This window comes from Demequina mangrovi (assembly GCF_000759715.1).
Lineage (GTDB): Bacteria > Actinomycetota > Actinomycetes > Actinomycetales > Demequinaceae > Demequina > Demequina mangrovi.
Window position 1 is genome coordinate 62,951 of the sequence record NZ_BBLU01000005.1, and the last position, 21,730, is coordinate 84,680.

At 72.3% G+C, this 21,730-nt stretch carries 15 protein-coding genes; 8 read left to right on the forward strand and 7 right to left on the reverse strand.

Annotated elements, in window-relative coordinates; translation table 11 throughout:
• Positions 1-15: 15 nt before the first annotated feature.
• Positions 16-3,441, forward strand: a complete 3,426-nt coding sequence (locus tag TR42_RS15400; protein WP_074789238.1) for a glycosyl hydrolase 53 family protein — start codon at positions 16-18, stop codon at positions 3,439-3,441.
• On the opposite strand, the gene glgX is transcribed toward TR42_RS15400, so the two are convergent.
• Complete coding sequence (gene glgX / locus TR42_RS05990) at positions 3,422-5,575, reverse strand: glycogen debranching protein GlgX (protein ID WP_042214003.1); 2,154 nt, start codon at positions 5,573-5,575, stop codon at positions 3,422-3,424. The two genes, TR42_RS15400 and glgX, sit on opposite strands and share 20 nt — an antisense overlap.
• 106 nt (positions 5,576-5,681) lie before the next feature.
• Here glgX and TR42_RS05995 point away from each other — a divergent pair, with 106 nt between their 5' ends.
• On the forward strand, positions 5,682-6,335 hold the full coding sequence (locus TR42_RS05995; RefSeq protein ID WP_042214005.1) for a YrhK family protein: 654 nt from the start codon (positions 5,682-5,684) through the stop codon (positions 6,333-6,335).
• Here the strand turns inward: TR42_RS05995 and gad are convergent.
• The gene (gene gad / locus TR42_RS06000; RefSeq protein WP_042214007.1) at positions 6,325-7,722 is read right to left on the reverse strand and encodes a glutamate decarboxylase; all 1,398 of its coding nucleotides are present in this window, start codon (positions 7,720-7,722) and stop codon (positions 6,325-6,327) included. The two genes, TR42_RS05995 and gad, sit on opposite strands and share 11 nt — an antisense overlap.
• A gap of 109 nt (positions 7,723-7,831) precedes the next feature.
• Between gad and TR42_RS06005 the strand changes: the two genes are divergently transcribed.
• The gene (locus tag TR42_RS06005) at positions 7,832-8,620 is read left to right on the forward strand and encodes an electron transfer flavoprotein subunit beta/FixA family protein (RefSeq protein WP_042214010.1); all 789 of its coding nucleotides are present in this window, start codon (positions 7,832-7,834) and stop codon (positions 8,618-8,620) included.
• Positions 8,617-9,570: an electron transfer flavoprotein subunit alpha/FixB family protein gene (locus tag TR42_RS06010; RefSeq protein WP_042214011.1), complete on the forward strand. Its 954-nt coding sequence runs from the start codon at positions 8,617-8,619 to the stop codon at positions 9,568-9,570. The genes TR42_RS06005 and TR42_RS06010 overlap by 4 nt, the downstream gene beginning before the upstream one ends.
• 12 nt (positions 9,571-9,582) lie before the next feature.
• Here the strand turns inward: TR42_RS06010 and TR42_RS06015 are convergent, their stop codons facing one another.
• The 4 genes from TR42_RS06015 to TR42_RS06030 form a co-directional block, all read right to left on the reverse strand.
• Complete coding sequence (locus TR42_RS06015) at positions 9,583-10,770, reverse strand: permease (protein ID WP_081953209.1); 1,188 nt, start codon at positions 10,768-10,770, stop codon at positions 9,583-9,585.
• The gene (locus TR42_RS06020) at positions 10,767-11,096 is read right to left on the reverse strand and encodes an ArsR/SmtB family transcription factor (RefSeq protein ID WP_042214013.1); all 330 of its coding nucleotides are present in this window, start codon (positions 11,094-11,096) and stop codon (positions 10,767-10,769) included. Before TR42_RS06020 ends, TR42_RS06015 begins: the two co-directional genes overlap by 4 nt.
• 136 nt (positions 11,097-11,232) lie before the next feature.
• Entirely contained in the window at positions 11,233-11,637 is a 405-nt protein-coding gene (locus TR42_RS06025) for a hypothetical protein (RefSeq protein WP_042214014.1), read from the reverse strand.
• A 2-nt stretch (positions 11,638-11,639) separates the two neighbouring features.
• Complete coding sequence (locus TR42_RS06030; RefSeq protein ID WP_042214016.1) at positions 11,640-12,467, reverse strand: oxidoreductase; 828 nt, start codon at positions 12,465-12,467, stop codon at positions 11,640-11,642.
• Positions 12,468-12,631: 164 nt separating this feature from the next.
• On the opposite strand from TR42_RS06030, the gene TR42_RS06035 reads away from it, so the two are divergent.
• The 3 genes from TR42_RS06035 (at position 12,632) to TR42_RS06045 (ending at position 19,998) form a co-directional block, all read left to right on the forward strand.
• Complete coding sequence (locus TR42_RS06035; protein ID WP_143058917.1) at positions 12,632-15,604, forward strand: ExeM/NucH family extracellular endonuclease; 2,973 nt, start codon at positions 12,632-12,634, stop codon at positions 15,602-15,604.
• A gap of 167 nt (positions 15,605-15,771) precedes the next feature.
• The gene (locus TR42_RS14595; protein WP_074789241.1) at positions 15,772-18,744 is read left to right on the forward strand and encodes an ExeM/NucH family extracellular endonuclease; all 2,973 of its coding nucleotides are present in this window, start codon (positions 15,772-15,774) and stop codon (positions 18,742-18,744) included.
• A gap of 81 nt (positions 18,745-18,825) precedes the next feature.
• A complete protein-coding gene (locus tag TR42_RS06045) occupies positions 18,826-19,998 on the forward strand; it encodes a cysteine desulfurase family protein (RefSeq protein WP_042214018.1) in 1,173 nt (390 codons plus the stop codon).
• Here TR42_RS06045 and TR42_RS06050 read toward each other — a convergent pair.
• A complete protein-coding gene (locus TR42_RS06050) occupies positions 19,995-20,711 on the reverse strand; it encodes a GntR family transcriptional regulator (RefSeq protein ID WP_042214019.1) in 717 nt (238 codons plus the stop codon). The two genes, TR42_RS06045 and TR42_RS06050, sit on opposite strands and share 4 nt — an antisense overlap.
• 192 nt (positions 20,712-20,903) lie before the next feature.
• Here TR42_RS06050 and TR42_RS06055 point away from each other — a divergent pair, with 192 nt between their 5' ends.
• The gene (locus TR42_RS06055) at positions 20,904-21,617 is read left to right on the forward strand and encodes a tyrosine-protein phosphatase (protein ID WP_042214021.1); all 714 of its coding nucleotides are present in this window, start codon (positions 20,904-20,906) and stop codon (positions 21,615-21,617) included.
• The last annotated feature ends 113 nt before the right edge of the window (positions 21,618-21,730 follow it).

A 21,730-nucleotide genomic window follows, 5' to 3' on the forward strand; every position in this document is an offset into this window, starting at 1 on the left:
TCCGAGGGATGAACCATGCTGCACACCGTTCGTGCCGGCGTGACGGCCGCCGCCGTCGCCGCGCTCGCGCTGGTCCTGGCCGCACCTGCCGGCGCCAAGCCCCATCAGGACGACGGCCCCGTCGACGCCGAGATCTTCGTCGACAAGGTCGAGAACCTGCCCGACGGCTTCATGAAGGGCGTCGACGTCTCGTCCGTCATCGCGCTCGAGGAGTCGGGAGTGGTGTTCCGCGACGAGAAGGGCAAGCCGCGCGACCTCTTCCGGCTGCTCGCGGACGCCGGCGTGACCGACGTCCGCATCCGCGTGTGGAACGACCCGTTCGACGCGGACGGCAACGGCTACGGCGGCGGCGCCGTCGACGCCGAGCGGGCCGTCGAGATCGGCGAGCGCGCCACCAAGGCGGGGCTCGACGTGACGGTCGACTTCCACTACTCGGACTTCTGGGCGGACCCGGGCAAGCAGCAGGCGCCCAAGGCCTGGGCCGACTACACCGTCGAGGAGAAGGCTGCCGCGGTCGAGGAGTACACCGCGGAGACCCTCGAGGCCATGAAGGCCGCCAAGGTCGACGTGACGATGGTCCAGGTGGGCAACGAGACCAACAACGGCGTCGCGGGCGTCACCGGCTGGGACGGGATGGCGCAGATCTTCAGCGCCGGCTCGGCGACCGTGCGCGACGTCTTCCCGGACGCCCTGGTCGCGCTCCACTTCACCAACCCCGAGACCGCCGGACGCTACGCGGGCTACGCCGCGGCGCTCGATGAGCGCGGCGTCGACTACGACGTGTTCGCGAGCTCGTACTACCCGTTCTGGCACGGCAGCCTCGAGAACCTCACCTCGGTGCTCTCGGACGTCGCGGAGGACTACGGCAAGCAGGTCCTCGTCGCCGAGACCTCGTGGGCGTACACGCTCGAGGACGGCGACGGCCACCCCAACGTCATCGACCTGCCCTCCGAGGCGACCGCCTACCCGGTGAGCGTCCAGGGTCAGGCGCGCGAGGTCGCGGACGTCATCCAGGCGGTCGCGGACGTGGGCGAGGCCGGCATCGGCGTCTTCTACTGGGAGAACGCGTGGCTGCCGGTCGGCACGCCCGCGCAGCTGACGCGCAACAAGGTTCTGTGGGAGACCCACGGCTCGGGCTGGGCGTCGAGCTTCGCGGGGGAGTACGACCCGCACGATGCGGGGGTCTGGTACGGCGGATCCGCGTGGGACAACCAGGCGATGTTCGACTTCGACGGCAACCCGCTGGCCTCGCTCAACGTGTTCAAGTACGTCGACACGGGCGCCGTCACCGAGCTCGCGATGGAGGCGGTCGGGAACCCCGAGCTGACCTTCCAGGACGGTGAGACCGTGGTGATGCCCGCGACCGTCGAGGTCAGCTTCAACGACGGCAGCACCGTGGACGAGGCGGTCACCTGGTCCGGCTCCGAGGCCTTCATCTCGGGCCCCGGCGTCTACACGGTGTCCGGCACCACGGAGGGCGGCTACGCGACGGTCGCGACCGTGACGGTCGAGGCGGAGAACCTCGTGGTGAACGGCGACTTCGAGAACGGCGACGACGTCTCGCCGTGGTCCTTCGAGGCCGACCCCTGGCCCTCGCAGTTCTGGGTCAAGCAGGAGATCGACTCGCAGAACCTGCGGGGCGAGTGGGCGGTCAACGTCTACGACGCGGCGGCCTACGAGTTCGAGATGAAGCAGACCGTCAGCGGCCTCGCGCCGGGCGAGTACCACCTGTCCGCCGCCGCACACGGGGTCGCGGCGTTGAGCCTCAACCTCTACGCCTGGGCGGACGACTCGGCAGGCGGGAGCGCGGACTTCGCGCTCACCGGCTGGGCGGCCTGGGACGAGCCGGGCTTCGACGTCACCGTCGGCGACTCCGGCGTCCTCAACATCGGGATCTGGGGCTCCGGCGAGGCCGGGGCGTGGGGCTGGATCGACGACGTCACGCTGGTGCGCGCCGTCGCCTCCGATGTGGACACGTCCGCGCTCGCGACGCTCGCGCACCGTGCCGAGGCGATCGACCGCGACGTCTACACGGACGAGTCGCTCGCGATGCTCGATGCGGCCCTCGAGGCGGCGTCGAACGTGCTCGCCTCGTCCCGTCCCGCGCAGGAGGACGTCGACTCCGTGACGCTCGCGCTGCAGGCCGCGCTCGACGGCCTCACGCTCGAGGACGGCGCGACGCCTCCCGACCCGACCGTCACCCCGGTGGTCGTCGAGGCGGTGCTGGGCGAGGAGATCCCGCTGCCCGCCGAGGTCACGGTCACCGCGTACGACGGCACCGCATCGTCCGAGCCGGTCACGTGGTCCGACTCGGTCGCGTGGATCACGTCGCCGGGGGAGTACATCGTCACCGGCGTCACCGCGGGCGGCTGGACCGCGACGGCCACGGTCACCGTGACGGACGGGCCGCTGCTCGCCAACCCTGGCTTCGAATCGGTGGACGATGCGGGTGAGCCCGACGTCACCCCGTGGGTGTTCAGCGCCGACCCGTGGCCCGAGACCTTCTGGGTGTTCGCGGACGACTGGAGCGTGATCGGCGAGCAGGGCGCCAACGTCTGGGACGACGAGCCGTGGGCGTTCTCGATCGCCCAGGACGTGGCCCTGCCCGCCGGCACCTACACGCTCACCGCGGGCGCGCACGGCGAGGACGTCGCCGAGGCGGATCTCGCGGTGGAGCTGACGGCCACGGTCGACGGCGTCGAGCAGGCGGCGCCGTTCTCCCTCACCGGCTGGGGCGCGTGGGACTACCCCGAGCTCATGCTCGAGGTGGCCGACGGCGCCGCGGTGACCGTCGGGGCCCAGGGCTCCGGCGGCGCGGGCGACTACGTGTGGATCGACGACTTCGCGATCACGCCGGTCGCGACGGCCGTGGACACGGCGGCGCTCGAGGCCGCGGTGGACGAGGCCGAGGGGCTCGACCGCGACGCCTACGACGGCGACGCGCTCGCGGCGGTGGACGATGCGCTCGAGAAGGCGCGCATCGTGCTCGCGGCGGACCGGCCCACGCAGGAGCAGGCGGACGAGGCGACGGCGCTCCTCGAGGAGGCCCTCGCCGCGCTCGGCGAGCTGCCGGCGGCGTGCACCGTGGCCTACCGCGCGACGGACACCGCGGACGGCTTCCGGGCCACCGTGCAGCTCCGCAACGACACCGACGCGACCATCCGCGGCTGGTGGCTCGCGTGGGACTTCGCGGGCGATGAGCGGCTCACCTCCGCCGAGCCGGGGGACTACCTCCAGGCCGGGTCGAGCGTGGTCCTGGTCGACTCGAGCCGCACGGACGAGCTGCGACCCGGTCGCGCGGTGACCGTGCGCCTCGCGGGCACCACGGAGTCCGGCGCGGCGGCGGTCGAGTCCTTCACGCTCAACGGCGAGGAGTGCGCGACCGCGGAGTCGCTCGGGAAGGCGAGGAACGCAGGGAAGGTCAGCCGCCGGGGACGGTGAGGTAGAGGCGCAGCGACAGCGCCTCCATCGACTGGGTCGCGCCCGGCTCGACGAGCGAGTCGGTGCGTGACGCCAGCGAGTCCCAGGCGCTGTCCCAGGCGAGCCTCCACGGCGCGCCCTGGTCCTCGGGCACGCGGACGTCGACCGCGTGCCCGTTGCCGTTGATGACCACCAGCGCATCGGCCTCGGCCTCGTCGGACAGGGACCGCATGAACTGCACCACCCGGGTCTCGGGGTCCTCCCACCACTCCTCGTCCTCGTGCTCGCCGTCCCGGCGGAACCACGCGGAGTCGGCGCGGAAGAGCGCGTCGACGGGGTTGTAGTCGACGCCGTCGTAGAAGCGCCCGGGGCGCAGCACGCGGTGCTCGCGCCTGAGGCGCAGCAGCTCGGCGACCGACTCGCGCATCTCGACCTGCCACGGCTCGTGGTCCCAGTCGAACCACGAGATCTCGTTGTCCTGGCAGTACGCGTTGTTGTTGCCGCCCTGGGAGCGTCCGAACTCGTCGCCGCCGAGCAGCATCGGCGTGCCCGCGGAGATCAGCAGCGTGCCCAGCATGTTCCGCATCGACCGGCGGCGGGCGTGGAGGATGTCCGGGTCGTCGGTCGGACCCTCGGCGCCGTGGTTGAACGACCGGTTGTTGTCGGTGCCGTCGCGGTTGTCCTCGCCGTTGGCCTCGTTGTGCTTGTGGTTGTAGGACGTGAGGTCGTGCGCGGTGAAGCCGTCGTGCGCGGTGATGAAGTTGACCGAGGCGATGGGGCCGCGCATGCCGTACGGCTCCGAGTGCCCGAAGAGGTCCGACGACCCGGCGATGCGGGTCGCGAGCTCGGGCGCGGTCGGGTGGTGGCGCTGCCCGGACGATGCGGCGCCCCACTGGAGCCAGAACGCGCGCGCGTAGTCGCGGAAGCGGTCGTTCCACTCGGCCATGGGCTGCGGGAAGTTGCCCACCTGCCAGCCGCCGAGGCCCACGTCCCACGGCTCGGCGATGAGCTTGAGGCCGCTCAGCACCGGGTCGGTGATGAGGCCCACCAGGAACGGGTGGTCGCTCGAGAAGCCCTGCATCGTGCGGCCGAGGGTCGCGGCGAGGTCGAAGCGGAAGCCGTCGATGTGCATCTCGGTGGCCCAGTAGCGGAGCGAGTCGAGCGCCATCTTGGAGACCATCGGGTGCGAGAAGTCGAGCGTGTTGCCGGTGCCCGTGGTGTCGTCGTAGTGCTGCGGCGCATGCATCTGGCTGCGGTAGTAGACGCGGTTGTCGAGGCCCTTCCACGACAGCACGCGGTCCGAGCTCGACCCCTCGCAGGTGTGGTTGTAGACCACGTCGAGGATGACCTCGAGACCGCCCTGGTGGAGGAGGTCCACCATGCCGCAGAACTCGTCCTGGACGGCCTGCGCGCCCGCGGCCTGCGCGGCCTCGGTCGCGTAGCCCGCGTGCGGCGCGAAGAAGCCGAGCGACGAGTAGCCCCAGTACGAGTCGAGCCCGCTGTGCTCGAGGTGCGGCTCGGGCGCGAAGGCGTGGACCGGCAGCAGCTCGACCGCGGTCACGCCCAGGTTCGTGAGGTACTCGATCGCCGCCGGGTGCGCGAGGCCCGCGTACGTGCCGCGCAGCTCCTCGGGGACGCCGGGCATGGTCTTGGTGAAGCCCTTGACGTGGGTCTCGTAGATGACGGTGTCCGTCCACCGCACGTGCGGGTGCGGCGTCTGCCACGGGCCCGACGGCTTGTGGGTCACCACCGAGCGCGGCATGAGCGGCGCGGAGTCCGTCGCATCGCGGGAGCTCAGCAGCGCGCGGGAGCCCGGGTCGGTCATGGGCGCGATGCGGCCCTCGATGCCGCGGCCGTACGGGTCGAGCAGCAGCTTGGCCGGGTTGTAGCGGTGACCCTGCTTGGGGGCCCACGGTCCCGAGGCGCGGAAGCCGTAGCGCTGGCCCGCCTCGATCCCGCGGATGAAGCCGTGCCAGATGCCGTTGCGCGGGCCGCGCAGCGCGATGCGCGTCTCGGTGCGGTCGTCGTCCGAGAACAGGCACAGGTGCACGGCGGTCGCATGCGGCGCGACCACCGCGACCGTCGCGCCGCCCTCCACCAGATGGACCCCGAGGCGATGGGGGTTGGGGGAGGGCTCGACCGACGGCTGGCTCATGTCCATATTGTTAGTCGACAACTGTGAACGTTCGCAGGACATTCCGCGCGTCCAGGCGCGATGCGTCCCTCGGACACGGCATCGTCCGCCTTCCTATGCTGGGAGGATGCGGACCGCGCGGTTCCTCCAGATGAGGCGTGAGGCGTACGGCTTCGCGCTCGGGTCCCTGTGCTTCCTGGTCGGAGCGACCCCGCTCTACGCCGATGCGGTGGGGGCGGTCGTCGCGAACGCCACCTTCGCCGTCGGCTCGGTCCTCTTCACCGGCGCGGCCCTCCTCCAGCTCCTCTTGTCGGGTCGGCGCCCGCCGCGTGCCGCATCGTCCCGCGCCGACGCCTACGACTGGTGGGCCGCCGCGATCCAGCTCGGCGGTACCGTGCTGTTCAACGTCTCGACGTTCCGCGCGTGGCGGGCCGCGGTCGCACGGCCCGACGAGGTGGGCGTGGGGTGGACGGCCGATGCCTGGGGGTCCCTGGCGTTCCTCGTCTCGAGCGCGCTCGCGCTCGCGGCGCTGAGCCGGCGCCACGAACTCTGGGACGTGCTCGCGCGCACCCCCGGCGCGGTGTGGCTCAACGCGGCCGGCTCGGTCGCGTTCGGCGCGTCCGCAGCCGGGGCGTACGTGGTGCCCGCGACCGACGAGCTGCTGAGCCTGTGGTGGACGCTGTTCGGCACGTGGCTGGGCGCGCTGTGCTTCCTCGTCGCGGCGGTGCTCACCCGGCCGTCGGTGACGGCGCCCGAGGAGCGCGCCGGGATCAGTGGGTGAAGCCCGGCCCCTCGTGCTCGGTCGGGATCGGGCCGTCGAGGTTGTCGAGCCACGCCACGCACTCGTCGATGTCGTCGAGCAGGTCCGAGGCGAGCGAGTAGCCGAAGCCGTTGCGGACCACGATGCGCTGCACGACGATGTCCTGAAGGTCCTCGGGCAGCGGGTAGGCGGGGATGAGCCAGCCCTTCCCGCGGAGCCGGTCCGAGAGGTGGTACAGCGTCCAGTTCTCGGTGTAGCCCTCCTTGAGGCGCCACGCGAAGACCGGGATGTCGCCGCCGTCGCTCACGAGCTCGAACGGCGCCATCTCGCCGATGTGCTTGGCCAGGTGCATCGCCACGTCGCGCGTCGCCGACTGCACCGCGGTGTAGCCCGCGTGGCCCAGCCGCAGGAACAGGTAGTACTGCAGCAGCACCTGCGCGCCGGGTCGCGAGAAGTTGAGCGCGAGCGTGGGCATGTCACCGCCCAGGTAGCTCACGCGGAAGATCATGTCCTCGGGCAGGCGCGACTCGTCGCGCCACACCACCCAGCCCAGCCCGGGGTACACGAGGCCATACTTGTGCCCTGAGGCGTTGATCGACACGACGCGCGGCAGCCGGAAGTCCCACGGGAGGCTGCGATGGACGAACGGCGCGACGAAGGCGCCCGACGCGCCGTCGACGTGGACCGGCACGTCCAGCCCGCTCTCCGCCTGGAGCGAGTCGAGCGCGGCGCAGATCTCCGCGACCGGCTCGTAGATCCCGGTGTAGGTGACGCCCATGATCGCGATCACGCCGATGGTGCGCTCGTCGACGTAGGGGATCACGGTCTCGCCGTCGAGCGACGGATGGTCGGCCGAGACAGGCACCAGCCGCATCTCGATGTCCCAGTAGTTGCAGAACTTCTCCCAGCACACCTGGACCGCGGAGCTCATCACCAGGTTCGGGCGGTCGATGTCGTGCCCCGCCGCGCGGCGCCGGTTCCGCCAATGCCGCATCATCGCGAGGCCGGCGAGCATCGCCGCCTCGGACGAGCCCACGGTGGACGTGCCGATCGCCTTCTGCGGATCGGGCGCGTGCCAGAGGTCGGCGAGGATCCGCCAGCACCGCGTCTCGATCTCCGCGGTCTTGGGGTACTCGTCCTTGTCGATCATGTTCTTGTCGACGGTCTCGGCGTAGAGCTCGCGCGCCTTCTCGTCCATCCACGTGGTGACGAAGGTCGCGAGGTTGAGCCGGGCGTTGCCGTCGAGCATCGCCTCGTCGTGGACCAGCTGATACGCGGTCCAGGGGATGAGGCCGCGGTCGGGCAGCGTGAAGCGCGGGATCTCGGCCGTCTCGCCCTCGCGCGCGAAGATCGGGTTGATGTCGAGACCCTCGGGCTCGCGGCCCTGAGGTGTGGGTGCGGAGCTCATGGCCTCTCCTTGGATTCGACCGGGGACCTCCCTCGAACGTAGCCCCGCGCGAGGGGCCTGTCGCGGGATGGAGGTGGCGCCCGCATCGTCCGCCGCTACGCTGTCCCGTATGCGCATCCTGGTGACGGTGAAGTTCGTCCCCGACCTGCAGTCGCAGCGGTCCTTCACGGACGGCGCGGTGACGCGTACCGGGGACGATGGCACGATGAACGAGCTGGACGAGAACGCCGTCGAGGCGGCTCTCCAGCTCAAGGAGGCCGCGGGCGAGGGCGAGGTCTACGCCCTCACCGTCGGCGGGGACGATGCGGTGGCGGCGGTGCGCAAGGCGCTCCAGCTGGGCGTCGACCACGCGATCCACGTCTCCGACGCGGGCGTCGCGGGCTCGGACGTGTTCGGCACCGCGAAGGTGATCGCCGCGGCGGTCCGCAAGGTCCACGAGGAGGACCCGCTCGACCTCGTCATCACGGGCATGGCGGCCCTCGACGGGCTCACGTCGATGCTCCCGACCGCGCTCGCGGCGGAGCTCGGCTGGTCGCAGCTCACGCTCGCCTCGGGCCTCACCGTGGAGGGCGGCGCGGCGAGCATCGTGCGCCACCTGCCCGACGCGCACGAGACCGTCTCGGCTCCGCTGCCCGCCGTCGTCTCGGTCACGGACGAGGCGAACACGCCGCGCTACCCCAACTTCAAGCTCATCATGGCGGCGCGCTCGAAGCCCGTCGCGACGTGGACGCTCGAGGACCTCGGGGTCGACCCGTCGTCCGTGGGCGCGGGCGCGGCCCGCACCGTCGTGGTCGACGCCTCGCCGCGGCCGCCGCGCGAGAACCGCGTGACCGTCACCGACACGGGGGAGGGCGGCGTCGCCCTCGCCGACTTCCTCATCGAGAGGGGCCTCGCATGACCACCGTCGCCGTCCTGGTCGAGTCCCGCGGGGGAGAGGCCACCCAGCCCACGCACGAGGCCATCACGCTCGCGCGCACGCTCGGCACCCCCGTCGCCGTCTGGCTCGGCGCCGCACCCGACCCCGCCCAGAACGCCCGGCTGGGGATCCACGGCGCCACCGAGGTGCGCGTGGTGCCCGCGGCGGAGGATGCGCGCCAGCCCGCGCGCGCCGCGGCGGCGCTCGCGGCGGCCACGGCCGACGCCGACATCGTGCTGATGATCTCGACGTTCGTGAACAAGGAGATCGCGACGCGGCTCGCGCTGCTCACCGGGGCCGGCGTGGTGGTCGACGCCGCCGGGGTGGAGCTGGTCGACGGTCACGTCGAGACCCTCCAGACGGTGTTCGCGGCGACCTGGAACGTGCGCACGCGCATCGCGGCGGAGAAGGCGATCGTCGCGATCCGGCCCAACACGACGCTCGCGTCCCCCGCCGAGGAGACCGGCGCCGCGACCACCGTCGTGGTCGACGCGGAGCTGCCTGAGGTCCCCGAGGTCATCGCCTCGGTCGAGCCCGTGCCCGCGCCCGAGGGCGTGCCGCTCGCGGAGGCGCCCGTGGTCGTCTCCGGCGGTCGCGGCACCAACGGCGACTACACGCTGGTGCGCGAGCTCGCCGACCTGCTCGGCGGTGCCGTGGGGGCGTCGCGCGACGCGACCGACGAGGGCTGGATCTCGCACGAGCACATGGTGGGCCAGACCGGCACCACCGTGACGCCCGCGCTCTACGTTGCGTGCGGCATCTCGGGCGCGGTCCACCACCGCGGCGGCATGCAGGCCTCCGGCACCATCGTCGCCGTCAACATCGACCCGGACGCCCCGATCTTCGAGATCGCGGACTTCGGCGTGGTGGGCGACCTCGGTGACGTGCTGCCGCAGGCCATCGCGCACATCGAGAAGCACCGCGCGGGCTGACGCGGCGCGGCCTCAGGTCACGGCGTTGAGCAGGTAGCCGGCGCCGACGATGCCGAGGGCGACCGCGGCGACGAACGTGACCAGCGTGCGCCGGTCCATCACCTTGCGCAGCATGAGCAGCTCGGGGGCGGACAGCCCGACGACCGCCATGATCATCGCGATCAGGGTCCCGATCGGCACGCCCGCGGCGTAGAGCGGCGCGACCAAGGGCACGGCCGTCGCGGTCGCGGAGTACAGCGGGATGCCGATGACGACGGCGGCGGGCACGCCCCACCACTGTCCGCCGATCTCGGCGATGAGCTCGGTGGGGACCCAGCCGTGGACCACCGCGCCGAGCGCGATCGCGATCAGCACGTAGGGCCACAGCTTGCGCAGCGTGGTGCGGGTCTCGGCGAGGCCCGCGCGCAGGCGGTCGTCGAGCGACGGGCGGCGCACGGTGGTCGCCATCGTGAGCATCGTCCTCGCAGGCGCGTCGTCGCGAGGTGCGGTCGCGCCGACGAGCGCGCCCGTGCCGAGCGCGATCGCGATCCCGACCACGAGGTACGTGACGGCGATCGCGGGCCCCACCATCGCCGCCAGCATCACGAGCGCGACCTCGTTGACCAGGGGGCTCGCGACGAGGAAGGACATCCCGACGCCGATCGGCACGCCGGCGCGGGTCATCCCCACGTACAGCGGCACCGACGAGCACGAGCAGAACGGGGTCACCGCCCCGAGGCCGGCGGCGAGCACATGCCCGACGCCGCGGCGGCGTCCGCTCAGCAGCCTCTGGACGCGGGCCGGCGTGAGCCACGTGCCCAGGAAGCCGACCGCGAAGACGATGAGCGCGATGAGCGACAGGATCTTGCCGGACTCGTACAGCGCGAAGTGGACCGCGCCGCCGGCGGCGGTGTCGAGGTCGAGCCCGAACGCCGTGAGCAGGCGCGCCCAGGCCTCGTCGGCGACGGTGAGCAGGAGGATCGCCCCGAGGCCGGCCGCCGCCAGGCCGGCCCGGAGCCTGCGTGGATCGGAGGGGTCGTCCTGGTCGCCCTCCTCGCCGCAGCAGGACGCGGCGGAGGCGGGCGCGGACGTGCAGCAGGAGTCCGCGGCGGTCGCGGGCGCGCAGCACGCGGCCGACTGGTCGGAGCCCAGCACCGGCAGGGACACAGGGGTCGGGGCCGATGCGGGCGTGCAGCAGGCCAGGTCGGACGGAGAGGTCATGAGGGGCTCCCGAGGTCGAGCGGCAGGGCCGCGGTCAGCCGGGCGGCGGCGTCCTCGGCGACGCGGTAGTGGACCCACCGCCCGCGCCGCTCCGACGTCACCAGACCCGCGTCGCGCAGCGTCTTGAGGTGGTAGCTGAGCAGGTTCCCCGCGATGGGGATCACCGCCTGGATGTCGCAGACGCACTGCTCGCCCTCGCGGTCGAGGAAGCGCAGCACGCTGTACCGCAGCGGATCCGCGATCGCCGCGAGCAGCGCGGCGTTCTCGGTCGCGAGCGGCGCGGCGTCGTCGCGCGACGTCAGTTCAAGAGGTGTTGAATCAACCACGATTGAAATGTATCGCCCGCGGGGTCGTCGCGCAAGGGGTCGACATCCGGGCGCGGCGGGGTACGCGAAGGCCCCCGGGCGCGACGTGCGTCCGGGGGCCTGGGCCCACGATGGCGGGGTGGGCGGCCCGTCCGGGTCAGCCGAGCAGCGGCTTGCGGTCCCCGACGAAGCCCGGGCCGCCGATCGTCTCGATCTGGCTGCCCTTCGCGGAGTAGCGCTGCGCGAAGACCAGCGTGGTCGGCTGCCCGCGCTCCTGCGCGAGGACCATGATCGCGGTCTCGTCGCCCTCGGGGCCGCGCAGGCTCCCGTCCCACACGATCGCGACCCGCTCGGCGGTGCTGGTGCCGGCCTTGGTGCGCGCGGCCTTGACCGCTGCCTCGAGTCCGACGCCCGTGAAGGTGGTCATCGTGCGCTCGCCGGTGCCGGTCTCCTGAGCCAGCGAGACCGGGAGCCCCTCCGGCTTGGGCAGCGAACGCATGCCGTGCTCGAGCACGGCGAGCACCAGCGCGTGCAGGGCGTTGCCGCCCGGGATCCCCGCCATGATCAGTCCTCCCTGTCGATGCTGAGGGAGAGATCCTCCCATCGATCGACCTCGGCGCCGAGCCGTGCGAGCTTCGCGCGTGTCTGCGTGACCGCGTGCTGACCGCAGATGAGGTGCATCGGAGGCTCGGGCTCGTCCGCGAGGCGCAGCATCGCCTCGGCGGCCGCGGCGGGGGAGCCGGGCTGGTTGCCCGGCAGCGCGTGGATGCGCTCCCAGAACGGGCGCATCACGTCCTCGTAGTCGGGGAGCGTCTCCTCGTTCTTCGCGCCCGAGGGGATCCACAGGGTCCGGATCGGGCCCGGCTCGAGCAGCGTGACCCGGATCCCGAGGTGCCCGACCTCGGCCGCGAGCGCCTCCATGAAGCCCGACACCGCGAACTTGGATGCGCAGTAGTAGCCGAGCCCGGCCGAGCCGCGTACGCCCGCGATCGACGAGATGGTGAAGATGTGGCCCGAGCGCTGCGCGCGCAGGTGGGGCAGCAGCGCCGTCGTGACCTTCGCGGCGCCCCAGAAGTTGGCGTCCATGACCTCCTGAGCGTCCTCCGCGCCGGACTCCTCGATTGTCGAGAAGAAGCCGATGCCCGCGTTGTTGACCAGCACGTCGACGCTGCCGAAACGGGCGATCGCCGCCTCGACGGCCGCCGCGATCGCCGCATCGTCCCTCACCTCGAGGGGGAGCGCGAGGACGGTGTCGGCGAAGCGGGCGACGAGGTCGTCGAGGGTCTCGGGGCGACGCGCCGTCGCGACGACGTGGTGGCCGGCCTCCGCGGCCTTCTCGGCGGTCGCGCGGCCGATGCCGGTCGAGCAGCCGGTGATGAACCAGGTGGCCATGAGGGGCTCCTTCGCTGTCGTGTCCTGCTCGTCACGCTAGCGCGGAAAGGTCCCGGTTCGTGACCTCTCGCCGCGGGGTGCTCGCCGCATTGTTCATCGCGCCGCAACCGAGGCTTAACCGCGCGGACGCACCGGGTGTCAGAACCCTCAATAGCCTGACTCGGGTGACTATCACCCCACCTAAAGGCCTGTATCGCGCAGGCGCAGCCTCCCTCCTGGGCGCCCTGAGCGTCTCCGTCCTCGCCGCCGTCCCGGCCGTCGCCGACGTGGCGATCACCGACCTGCTGATCTCCGAGTACGTCGAGGGGTCCAACAGCAACAAGGCGTACGAGCTGTACAACGGCACCACCGACGAGATCCCCCTCGCGGGCTACTCCGTCGAGCTGTACGCGAACGGCGCCACGTCGCCCAACAACACGCTGACCTTCAGCGACGAGACGATCGCGGCGGGCGCCACCCTCGTGGTGTACAACTCCTCGGCGTGGACGGAGTTCAAGATCGCCGGCGGCATCTCGAGCACCACGACCTACTACAACGGTGACGACGCGCTCGTGCTGAAGTACGGCGCCACCGTGGTGGACTCCATCGGGCAGGTCGGCACCGACCCCGGCAGCAGCTGGGCGGTCGGCACCGCCGGCGCCACGGGCGAGCACACGCTCGTGCGCGACGCCGCGGTCTGCGAGGGCGACACCGACGCGACCGACGCGTACGCACCCACCGACGACGACTGGGACGTGCATCCGCAGAACACGTCCGCGTACCTCGGCTCGCACACCACCACGTGCGCCGCGGGCGCCTACGTCCCCGCCGAGGCCGGCGAGGAGCCGGTCGAGGAGGTCGTGGTCACGCCGATCTCCGCGGTGCAGGGCTCGGGCAGCGCCTCACCGCTCGCCGGCAGCACCGTCACCATCACGGGCGTCGTGGTCGGCGACTACCAGGGCGTGAGCGGCGACTACCAGCTCTCCGGGTACTTCGTGCAGTCGCTCGCCGGGGACGAGGACGGCGACGACGCGACCTCCGAGGGCGTGTTCGTCTACGACTACCGCAACGCCGTCTCCGTCGGCGACGTGGTCACCGTCACCGGCCTGGTGAACGAGTACTACGGCCTCACCCAGATCAAGTCCGTGAGCTCCGTCGAGATCGAGGGCACGGCGACCGTCGAGCCCGCGGCGGCCGCGCTTCCGCAGGCGACCGAGGACCAGCTCGAGCGCGTCGAGGGCATGCTCGTGACCTTCGCGCAGGAGCTGACCGTCTCGGACGTCTACGACCTCTTCAACTTCGGCGAGGCGACGCTGTCCGCGAACGGTCGCCTGATGAACCCGACCTCGGTCGCGGAGCCGGGTGAGGACGCGAACGCTGTCGCCGACGCGAACGCGCTCAACATGCTCGTGCTCGACGATGCCTCGGCGAAGACCTACGACGACATCGAGGAGATCCCCTACGGCATCGGCGGCGAGCCGACCACGGCCGACAACCCGCTGCGCGCGGGCTCGACCGTCGAGGGGCTCACCGGCGTGGTCGGCTACGGCTACAACGACTGGCGCCTGTACTCGAACGGCTCTCTCGCAGCCGCGGGCGAGGACAACACCGCCGCCTTCGTCGACGCCAACGCGCGCCCGACCTCGGCGCCTGCGGTGGGCGGGGACCTCACCGTCGCGAGCTTCAACATGCTCAACTTCTTCGAGACCCTCGGCTACGGCGAGCCGTACTGCGGACCGACGGCCGACTCCGACTGCCGCGGCGCGTCCACCGAGGACGAGTACGCGCTCCAGCTCGGCAAGCACGTCGAGACGGTGACGATGCTCGACGCGGACGTCGTGGGCCTCATGGAGGTCGAGAACACCGTCGACGTCGAGGCGCTCGACGGGCTGGTCGCCGCGGTGAACGAGGAGCTGGGGAGCGAGCGCTACGCGGTGCTCGACACCGGGCTCATCGGCACCGACGTCATCAAGGTCGGCCTGATCTACGACCAGACCACCGTCGCGCCCACCGGCGACTTCGCGATCCTCGACTCGAGCGTCGATCCGAACTTCGACGACACGCTCTCGCGGCCGGCGCTCGCGCAGACGTTCACCGAGCTCGCCTCGGGCGAGTCGTTCACCGCGATCGTCAACCACCTCAAGTCGAAGAACTGCTACTCGTCCGCGACCGGCGGCGACCTCGACCTCGAGGACGGCGCCGGCTGCTACAACACGTCCCGCACCTCGGCGGCCGAGGCGCTGGTCGAGTGGGCGAACGCGGACCCCACCGGCACCGGCGAGGACCGCACGCTGATGATCGGCGACTACAACGCGTACGAGAAGGAGGACCCGATCGACGCGATCCTCGCGGGCGGCTACACCAGCCTGGTGTCGGGTGACGACTACTCGTACGTCTACTACGCGGCGTGGGGCCAGCTCGACTACGCCTTCGCGTCCGCGGCGCTGGTCGACCACGTCACGGGTGCGGAGCACCTGCACATCAACGCCGACGAGGTCTCCGACCTCCAGTACTACGGCGACCTCGCCGCGTGGGAGGAGGGGACGGCCTACCGCTCCTCGGATCACGACCCGGTGCTCGTCGGGCTCACGCTCGCCGCGGAGGAGGCCGAAGGCGGGACGATCGACGACGCGGAGGGCACGTCGGGAGACGAGGCGACCGCGGGCGGCGCCACGCTCACCGTCTCGGACGGCTCGATCACGGCGTTCGCGCGGTACGAGGAGTCCGAGCTCAGCGTCCAGGACCCCGACCACAGCTTCCCCGTGGGGCTGTTCGGCTTCCGCATCGCGGAGCTCGCCGAGGGTGCCAGCGTCGAGGTGACCATCGCGCTCGACGACCTCTACGACACCGAGTCGTGGGTGCTGCGCAAGCTCATCGGCGGCACGTACGTCGATGGGCCCGAGGTCGAGTTCGGCGTCGCCGGCGGGGTCACCACCATGACCTTCGTGCTCACCGACGGCGGCGCGTTCGACGCCGACGGCGAGGCCAACGGCGTGATCGTCGATCCGGTCGGTCCCGCCGTCGCGGACAGCGACGACGACCTGCTCGCCGCCACGGGCGCCGACGGCGTCGAGGGCAGGCTCGCGGGCACGCTCGCCCTGGTGCTGGCGGGAGCCGCGCTGGTGACCGGCGCGCGCCGCCGGTTCACGCTGGGCTGACGCAGCTGCGACGGGGCCGGGCCGCGAGGCCCGGCCCCGTCGTGCGTCCGGCGCGCATCGTCCCCCAGGTAACCGACGCTTCACGGGATGTTCACAGCGCGGCAAACTGGACAAAGGTGTGCATTCCCTACGGTGGCAGGGTCACGTCACCGCACCAGGGAGCCCCCATGCAACGCCGCACCATCGTCCCGCCGCTGGTCCTCGCGCTCGCCGCGACGGCCGTCGTCTCCGCGCCGGCCTCCGCGGCCGCGCCGGACCTCTTCATCTCGGAGTACGTCGAGGGCTCCGGCTTCAACAAGGCGGTCGAGATCTTCAACGGCACCGGAGCCGCGGTGGACCTCGCCGACTACGCGGTCGTGCCGTACCACAACGGCAGCACGGACCCCTATACGACGATCGAGCTCAGCGGCACGCTCGAGCCCGGCGACGTCTTCGTGGTCGCGAGCAGCACCACCAGCAGCACCAACGACGTCGCGGCGCTCGCGGACCTCACCACCGGCTCGGTGGCCTGGAACGGCAACGACGCCGTCCTCCTCACGCACGACGGCGCCACGATCGACGTCCTCGGCACCGTCGGGGACGACTCGAACTGGGGCGCGAACGTCACCCTGCGCCGCCTCGAGAGCATCTGCGCGGGCGCCGCCGCGTACTCCGCCGGCGACTGGGACTCCTACGCGAGCAACACGGTCGACGGCCTCGGCACGCACACCGCGAGCTGCGACGGCGGTCCGGTGGACGATGCGGCGCCCGCGCTCGCCTCGTCCTCCCCGGAGGACGGTGCCACGGGCGTCAACGCCGCCGCGGAGCTCACCGTCACCTTCACCGAGCCCGTCGCGGCCGAGGGCGCCTTCGCCCTCGTGTGCGACGACGCCACGGTGCCGGCCGCCGTCACGGGCGGACCGACCACGTGGACGGTCGCGCCGGAGACGGAGCTCGCCGCGGGCGCCGTCTGCGTCCTCACGGTGACCGCGGCCGCGGTCACCGACCTCGACGAGACCGACCCGCCGGACGCCATGGAGGCCGATGCGGTCATCGGCTTCACGGTCGCGGACGGCCCCACGCTCATCCACGACGTCCAGGGCACCGAGGACACGGCCGCCATGGTCGGCGAGACGGTGACCATCGAGGGCGTCGTGGTCGGCGACTACGAGGGTCCCAGCCCGACGCTGCGCGGCTTCTACGTCCAGGAGGAGGACGCTGACGCGGACGCCGATCCGTCCACCTCCGAGGCGATCTTCGTCTACCACGGCAGCTCCGACACGGTGGAGGTCGGCGACCTCGTCTCCGTGACCGGCACGGTGGCCGAGCGCTTCGGCCAGACCCAGCTGGGCTACCCCTCGGCGCTGACGGTCCTGGATTCGGGCCTGACCGTCACCCCGGCGGCGGTCTCCCTGCCCTTCGCGGACGCCGACGAGGCCGAGCGCTACGAGGGCATGCTCGTCGAGTTCGCGCAGACCCTCACCGTCACCGAGCTGTACGAGCTGGGTCGCTTCGGCGAGGTCACGGTCTCCTCGGGCGGACGCCTCGACCAGCCCACCGCGGTGGTCGAGCCCGGCGCGGACGCGATCGCCCTTCAGGAGGCCAACAACCTCCGCACGGTCATCGTCGACGACGCCACGAACGCCCAGAACCCCGACGTGCTCATGGGGCGCGGAGGCGACCCGCTCAGCGCGGAGAACACCCTGCGCGGCGGCGACACCATCACCGGCCTCACCGGCGTGATGACGTTCGGCTACGACGGCTACTACTCGAGCTCGAACGCGTGGCGCGTGCGCCCCGTCGACGCGCTCCCCGCCTTCGAGGCGGTCAACGCGCGGCCGACCGAGGTCCCCGACGTGGGCGGCGACGTCCAGGTCGCGAGCTTCAACGTCCTCAACTACTTCCTCACCCTCGACGCCGGCGACAACCAGTGCGGGCCGGTGGGATCCGAGAACGACTGCCGCGGTGCCTGGAACGCCACCGAGCTCGAGCGTCAGACCGACAAGCTCGTCGCGGCGCTCGCGGGCCTCGACGCGGACGTCATCGGGATCATGGAGATGGAGAACACCACGGGGGTCGAGCCGCTCGCGTACCTCGCGGAGCAGCTCAACGCGTACCTCGGCACCGACACGTGGTCGTACGTCGACACCGGCACCATCGGCACCGACGTCATCCGCGTCGGCATCCTCTACGACTCCGCGGTGGTGAGCGAGCTGGGCGACTTCGCGGTCCTCGACTCGACCGTCGACGCGCGCTTCGACGACACCCGCAACCGCCCGTCGCTCGCGCAGACGTTCGTGACCGAGGACGATGCGGCGTTCACGGTGGTGACCAACCACCTCAAGTCGAAGGGCTGCTCGGAGTCGAGCGGGGCCGACGCGGACCAGGGCGACGGCGCGGGCTGCTGGAACGAGTCCCGGACCCTCGCGGCCGAGGCGCTGGTCGACTGGCTGGCCTCCGACCCGACCGACGCGCACGACGCCGATGCGCTGGTCATCGGCGACCTCAACTCCTACGGCATGGAGGACCCGATCGACGTGCTCCGCGAGGCGGGCTACGTCGAGCTGGGCGGCGGCGACTACTCGTACGTCTTCTCCGGCCAGTGGGGCTCGCTCGACTACACCTTCGCGTCGCCGTCGCTCGCGGCGCAGGTGACCGGTTCGGCGCATGTCCACATCAACGCGGACGAGCCGAGCATCCTCGACTACACCACCCGCTACAAGCCCTCCGCCCTGGTCGAGTCGCTGTACGCGCCCGACTGGTACCGCACCTCGGACCACGACCCGGTGGTGCTCGGGCTCGACCTCGACACGCCCGTGTGCGAGGTGAGCTACGCGGTGAACGGGACGTGGCCCGGCGGGTTCATCTCGCAGCTGTGGATCCGCAACGTCTCCGACGAGCCCATCGACGGCTGGCAGCTCGGCTGGGACTTCGCCGGCGACGAGGAGGTGTCCTCCCTCTGGGGCGGCACGGTGGCGCAGGACGGCGCCGCGGTGACGGTCGACGCGATGCCGTGGAACTCGGTCCTCGCGCCGGTGAGCGAGGTCAAGGGCAAGAAGAAGAGCCTCGGCACCACGCTCGGCTTCCTGGGCACGTCGCAGGCGGGCCCCGAGGACGTCACGGCCTTCACCCTCAACGGTGAGCGCTGCTCGGTCGGCTGATCCGCCACGCACCCGGCGGCCCCCGCGCGACGCGCCCGGGGGCCGCTCGGTCGTGTCGCGCCCCGTTCTTAGACTGGGCGCGTGACCTACCTCGACCATGCGGCGACCACGCCGCTGCGCGCGAGCGCCCGCGACGCGTGGCTCGCCGCGAGCGAGGAGGTCGGCAACCCCTCATCGCTTCACGCGGCCGGCAGGCGCGCCCGCGCCATCGTCGAGGACGCGCGCGAGAGCATCGCCGCCGCGCTCGGCGCGGACGCCCCCGAGGTGATCCTCACCTCGGGAGGGACGGAGGCCGACAACCTCGCGGTCAAGGGGCTGCACTGGGGTCGCGTCGCCGAGGATCCCGAGCGGCGTCGCCTCGTGGTGTCGGCGGTCGAGCACCACGCCGTGCTCGACCCGGCGCGCTGGCTCGCGGCGCACGAGGACGCGGACCTGGTCGAGCTGCCAGTGGACCCCGCGGGCCGGGTGGAGACGTCCGCGCTCGCGGACGCGATCACCGCGGAGACGTCGCTGGTGAGCCTCATGTGGGCGAACAACGAGGTCGGCGCGGTCCAGCCGCTCGGCGCGGCGGTCGACGCGGCCGCGGCGCTCGGCGTGCCGGTCCACACCGACGCCGTGCAGGCCGTCCCGTACCTCGACGTGCACTTCCACCGCTCCGGCGTCGACGCCATGACCGTGTCCGCGCACAAGCTGGGCGGTCCCGTCGGGGTCGGCGCGCTCGTCGCGCGTCGCGGGCTGCCGCTCGCGCCCGTCGCGCACGGGGGAGGGCAGCAGCGCTCGGTCCGTTCGGGCACGCTCGACGCGCCCGGGGCGGCGGCCTTCGCGGCGGCGCTCGCGGAGACGGTCGAGGAGCGCGCCGCCGAGCGCACGCGTCTCGAGGCGCTGCGCGACAGGCTCGTCGCCCGCGTGCGGGCCGCGGCGTTGGACGCCGTGCCGGGGGCGACCGCTACCGGGCCGCGCGACCCCGCGCAGCGCCTCCCGGGCATCGTCCACCTGGTGATCCCGGAGGTCCGCGCCGAGCCGCTGCTGTTCCTCCTCGACGCTGCCGGCATCGCCGCGAGCTCGGGCTCCGCCTGCACCGCCGGCGTGGTGCAGTCGAGCCACGTCGCGATCGCGATGGGCTGGAGCGAGGACGATGCGGCATGCACTCTGCGCCTCAGCCTCGGGCGCACGTCGACGGCCGAGGACGTCGACGCGCTGGTGGCGGCCCTGCCCGACGCCGTCGCGCGGGCGCGCGCGGCGTCGGCGCGCTAGTCGCGAAGGACGATCCGCAGCCGGTCCGAGCGGTAGGCGCGCACATGGAAGGTGCGTGCGACGCCGTCCGCATCGACGTTGACGCCGCTGCGGCGCAGGATCGGGGACCCGGGTTCGACGTCGAGCAGCGCGGCCTCGTGCCGACGCGCCGGGACCGCGTCGAAGGCCCGCCAGGCGCTGCGCAGCGAGGTGCCGACGAGCGCCTCGAAGCGATCCGGCAGCCACGGGCCGTCGAGCTGCGCCCTCGCCTCATCCGCGGTCGCGGCGCTCGCGATGGAGTAGACGGTGTGCATCACGGGAGCGTCCGAGAGCAGCGCGAGCGTCTCGATCTCCAGGCCCTCGTCGACGCCCAGCTCGGTGCGCGCCTCTCCGGTCAGGCGCGTCCGGCGGACGTCGAGCACGGGCTCTCGGAACGTGGCCATCGCCGTGCGCGCGGCATCGCCCGCGGGGCGCCCGGCCGCGTCGAGGTCGATCCGCAGCGGCGGCGTGGCGACGAACGTGCCCGAGCCCTGGCGTGCGACCACGCGGCCGGTGCGCCGCAGCGACGCGATCGCCTCGCGCACGGTGAGGCGGTTGACTCCGAAGCGCGCCGCCAGCACGGGCTCGGCGGGGAGGCGCTCTCCCGGCTGCCACGTCCCCGCGTCGAGGTCGGACAGCAGCAGCTCCTCGACCTGCACATGCAGGGGGATGGGCAGCGAACGGTCGACCGGCATAGCCTCAGCGTAGGCAGGCGCGGCAGTATTCATCTAGATGAATGTTGCGCGTCACCGGGAGTTCACCTGGGCGTCACCGGATGTTCCGCCGGGCTCCCTAGCGTGCATCGCACCTGATTCATCTAGACGACCTGCGGGGCGCTCTCGACGTGATCGCCGCGCTCGAGATCCCCGCGGAGGAAAGAGGTTCGCATGACCGCCGAGACGCTCACCGCGCTCGCCAACGCCCGCGATGTCGCCCACGCGGCTCCGGGGCTGCGCCCGGGGCGGCTGTTCCGCTCGGACGCGCCGCTCGCGGGGGACGATGCGCCCGAGGGGCTCTCCCCGTGGCCGCCCGCCACCGTCGTGGACCTCCGCGACGCGCGCGAGTCCCGGGGCGGGCATCCGTTCGCGGAGTCGGCGCGCGTCCACGCGATGCCGGTGCTCGCCGAGGCGGCGCTCGACGCCTCGCACGCGGGCGTGACGCTCGTGGAGCTCTACCAGGGCATGATCACCGGCGAGCCGGGTCGCACCGTCGCCCGCGTGGTGGCCGCGATGGCCACCGAGCCGGGGCCTGTGCTGGTGCACTGCTCGGCGGGCAAGGACCGCACGGGCGTCTCGGTCGCGCTGGTGCTGAGCCTCGTGGGCGTCGAGCGCGAGCACATCGTCGCGGACTACGTCGCGACGTCCGCCAACATGCGCGGCGTCCTGGCCCGCATGGCGGCCGCGTGGGGCGGCGCGACGCCCGGGCTGCCCGAGGGCGTCGACCCGACGCAGATCCCCGCGGAGATGATCACCGCTCCGGCGCCCGCGATCGGGTCGGTGCTGGACACGTGGGCCGCCGCCGGGGGAGCGGAGGCCTGGTTCCTCGCGCACGGCGGCACCGCGGAGGACATCGAGGCGCTCAAGGAGCGTCTGCTCGGCTGAGTGCGTCCCGGCGCCTCCCCGCGCCGCCGCCGCGGTGCACGCGTTGCCCTGCTCCACACGGATTCTGCAACTCTCGGCACGTCACCAGGGGTGATGTGCCGAGAGTTGCACCA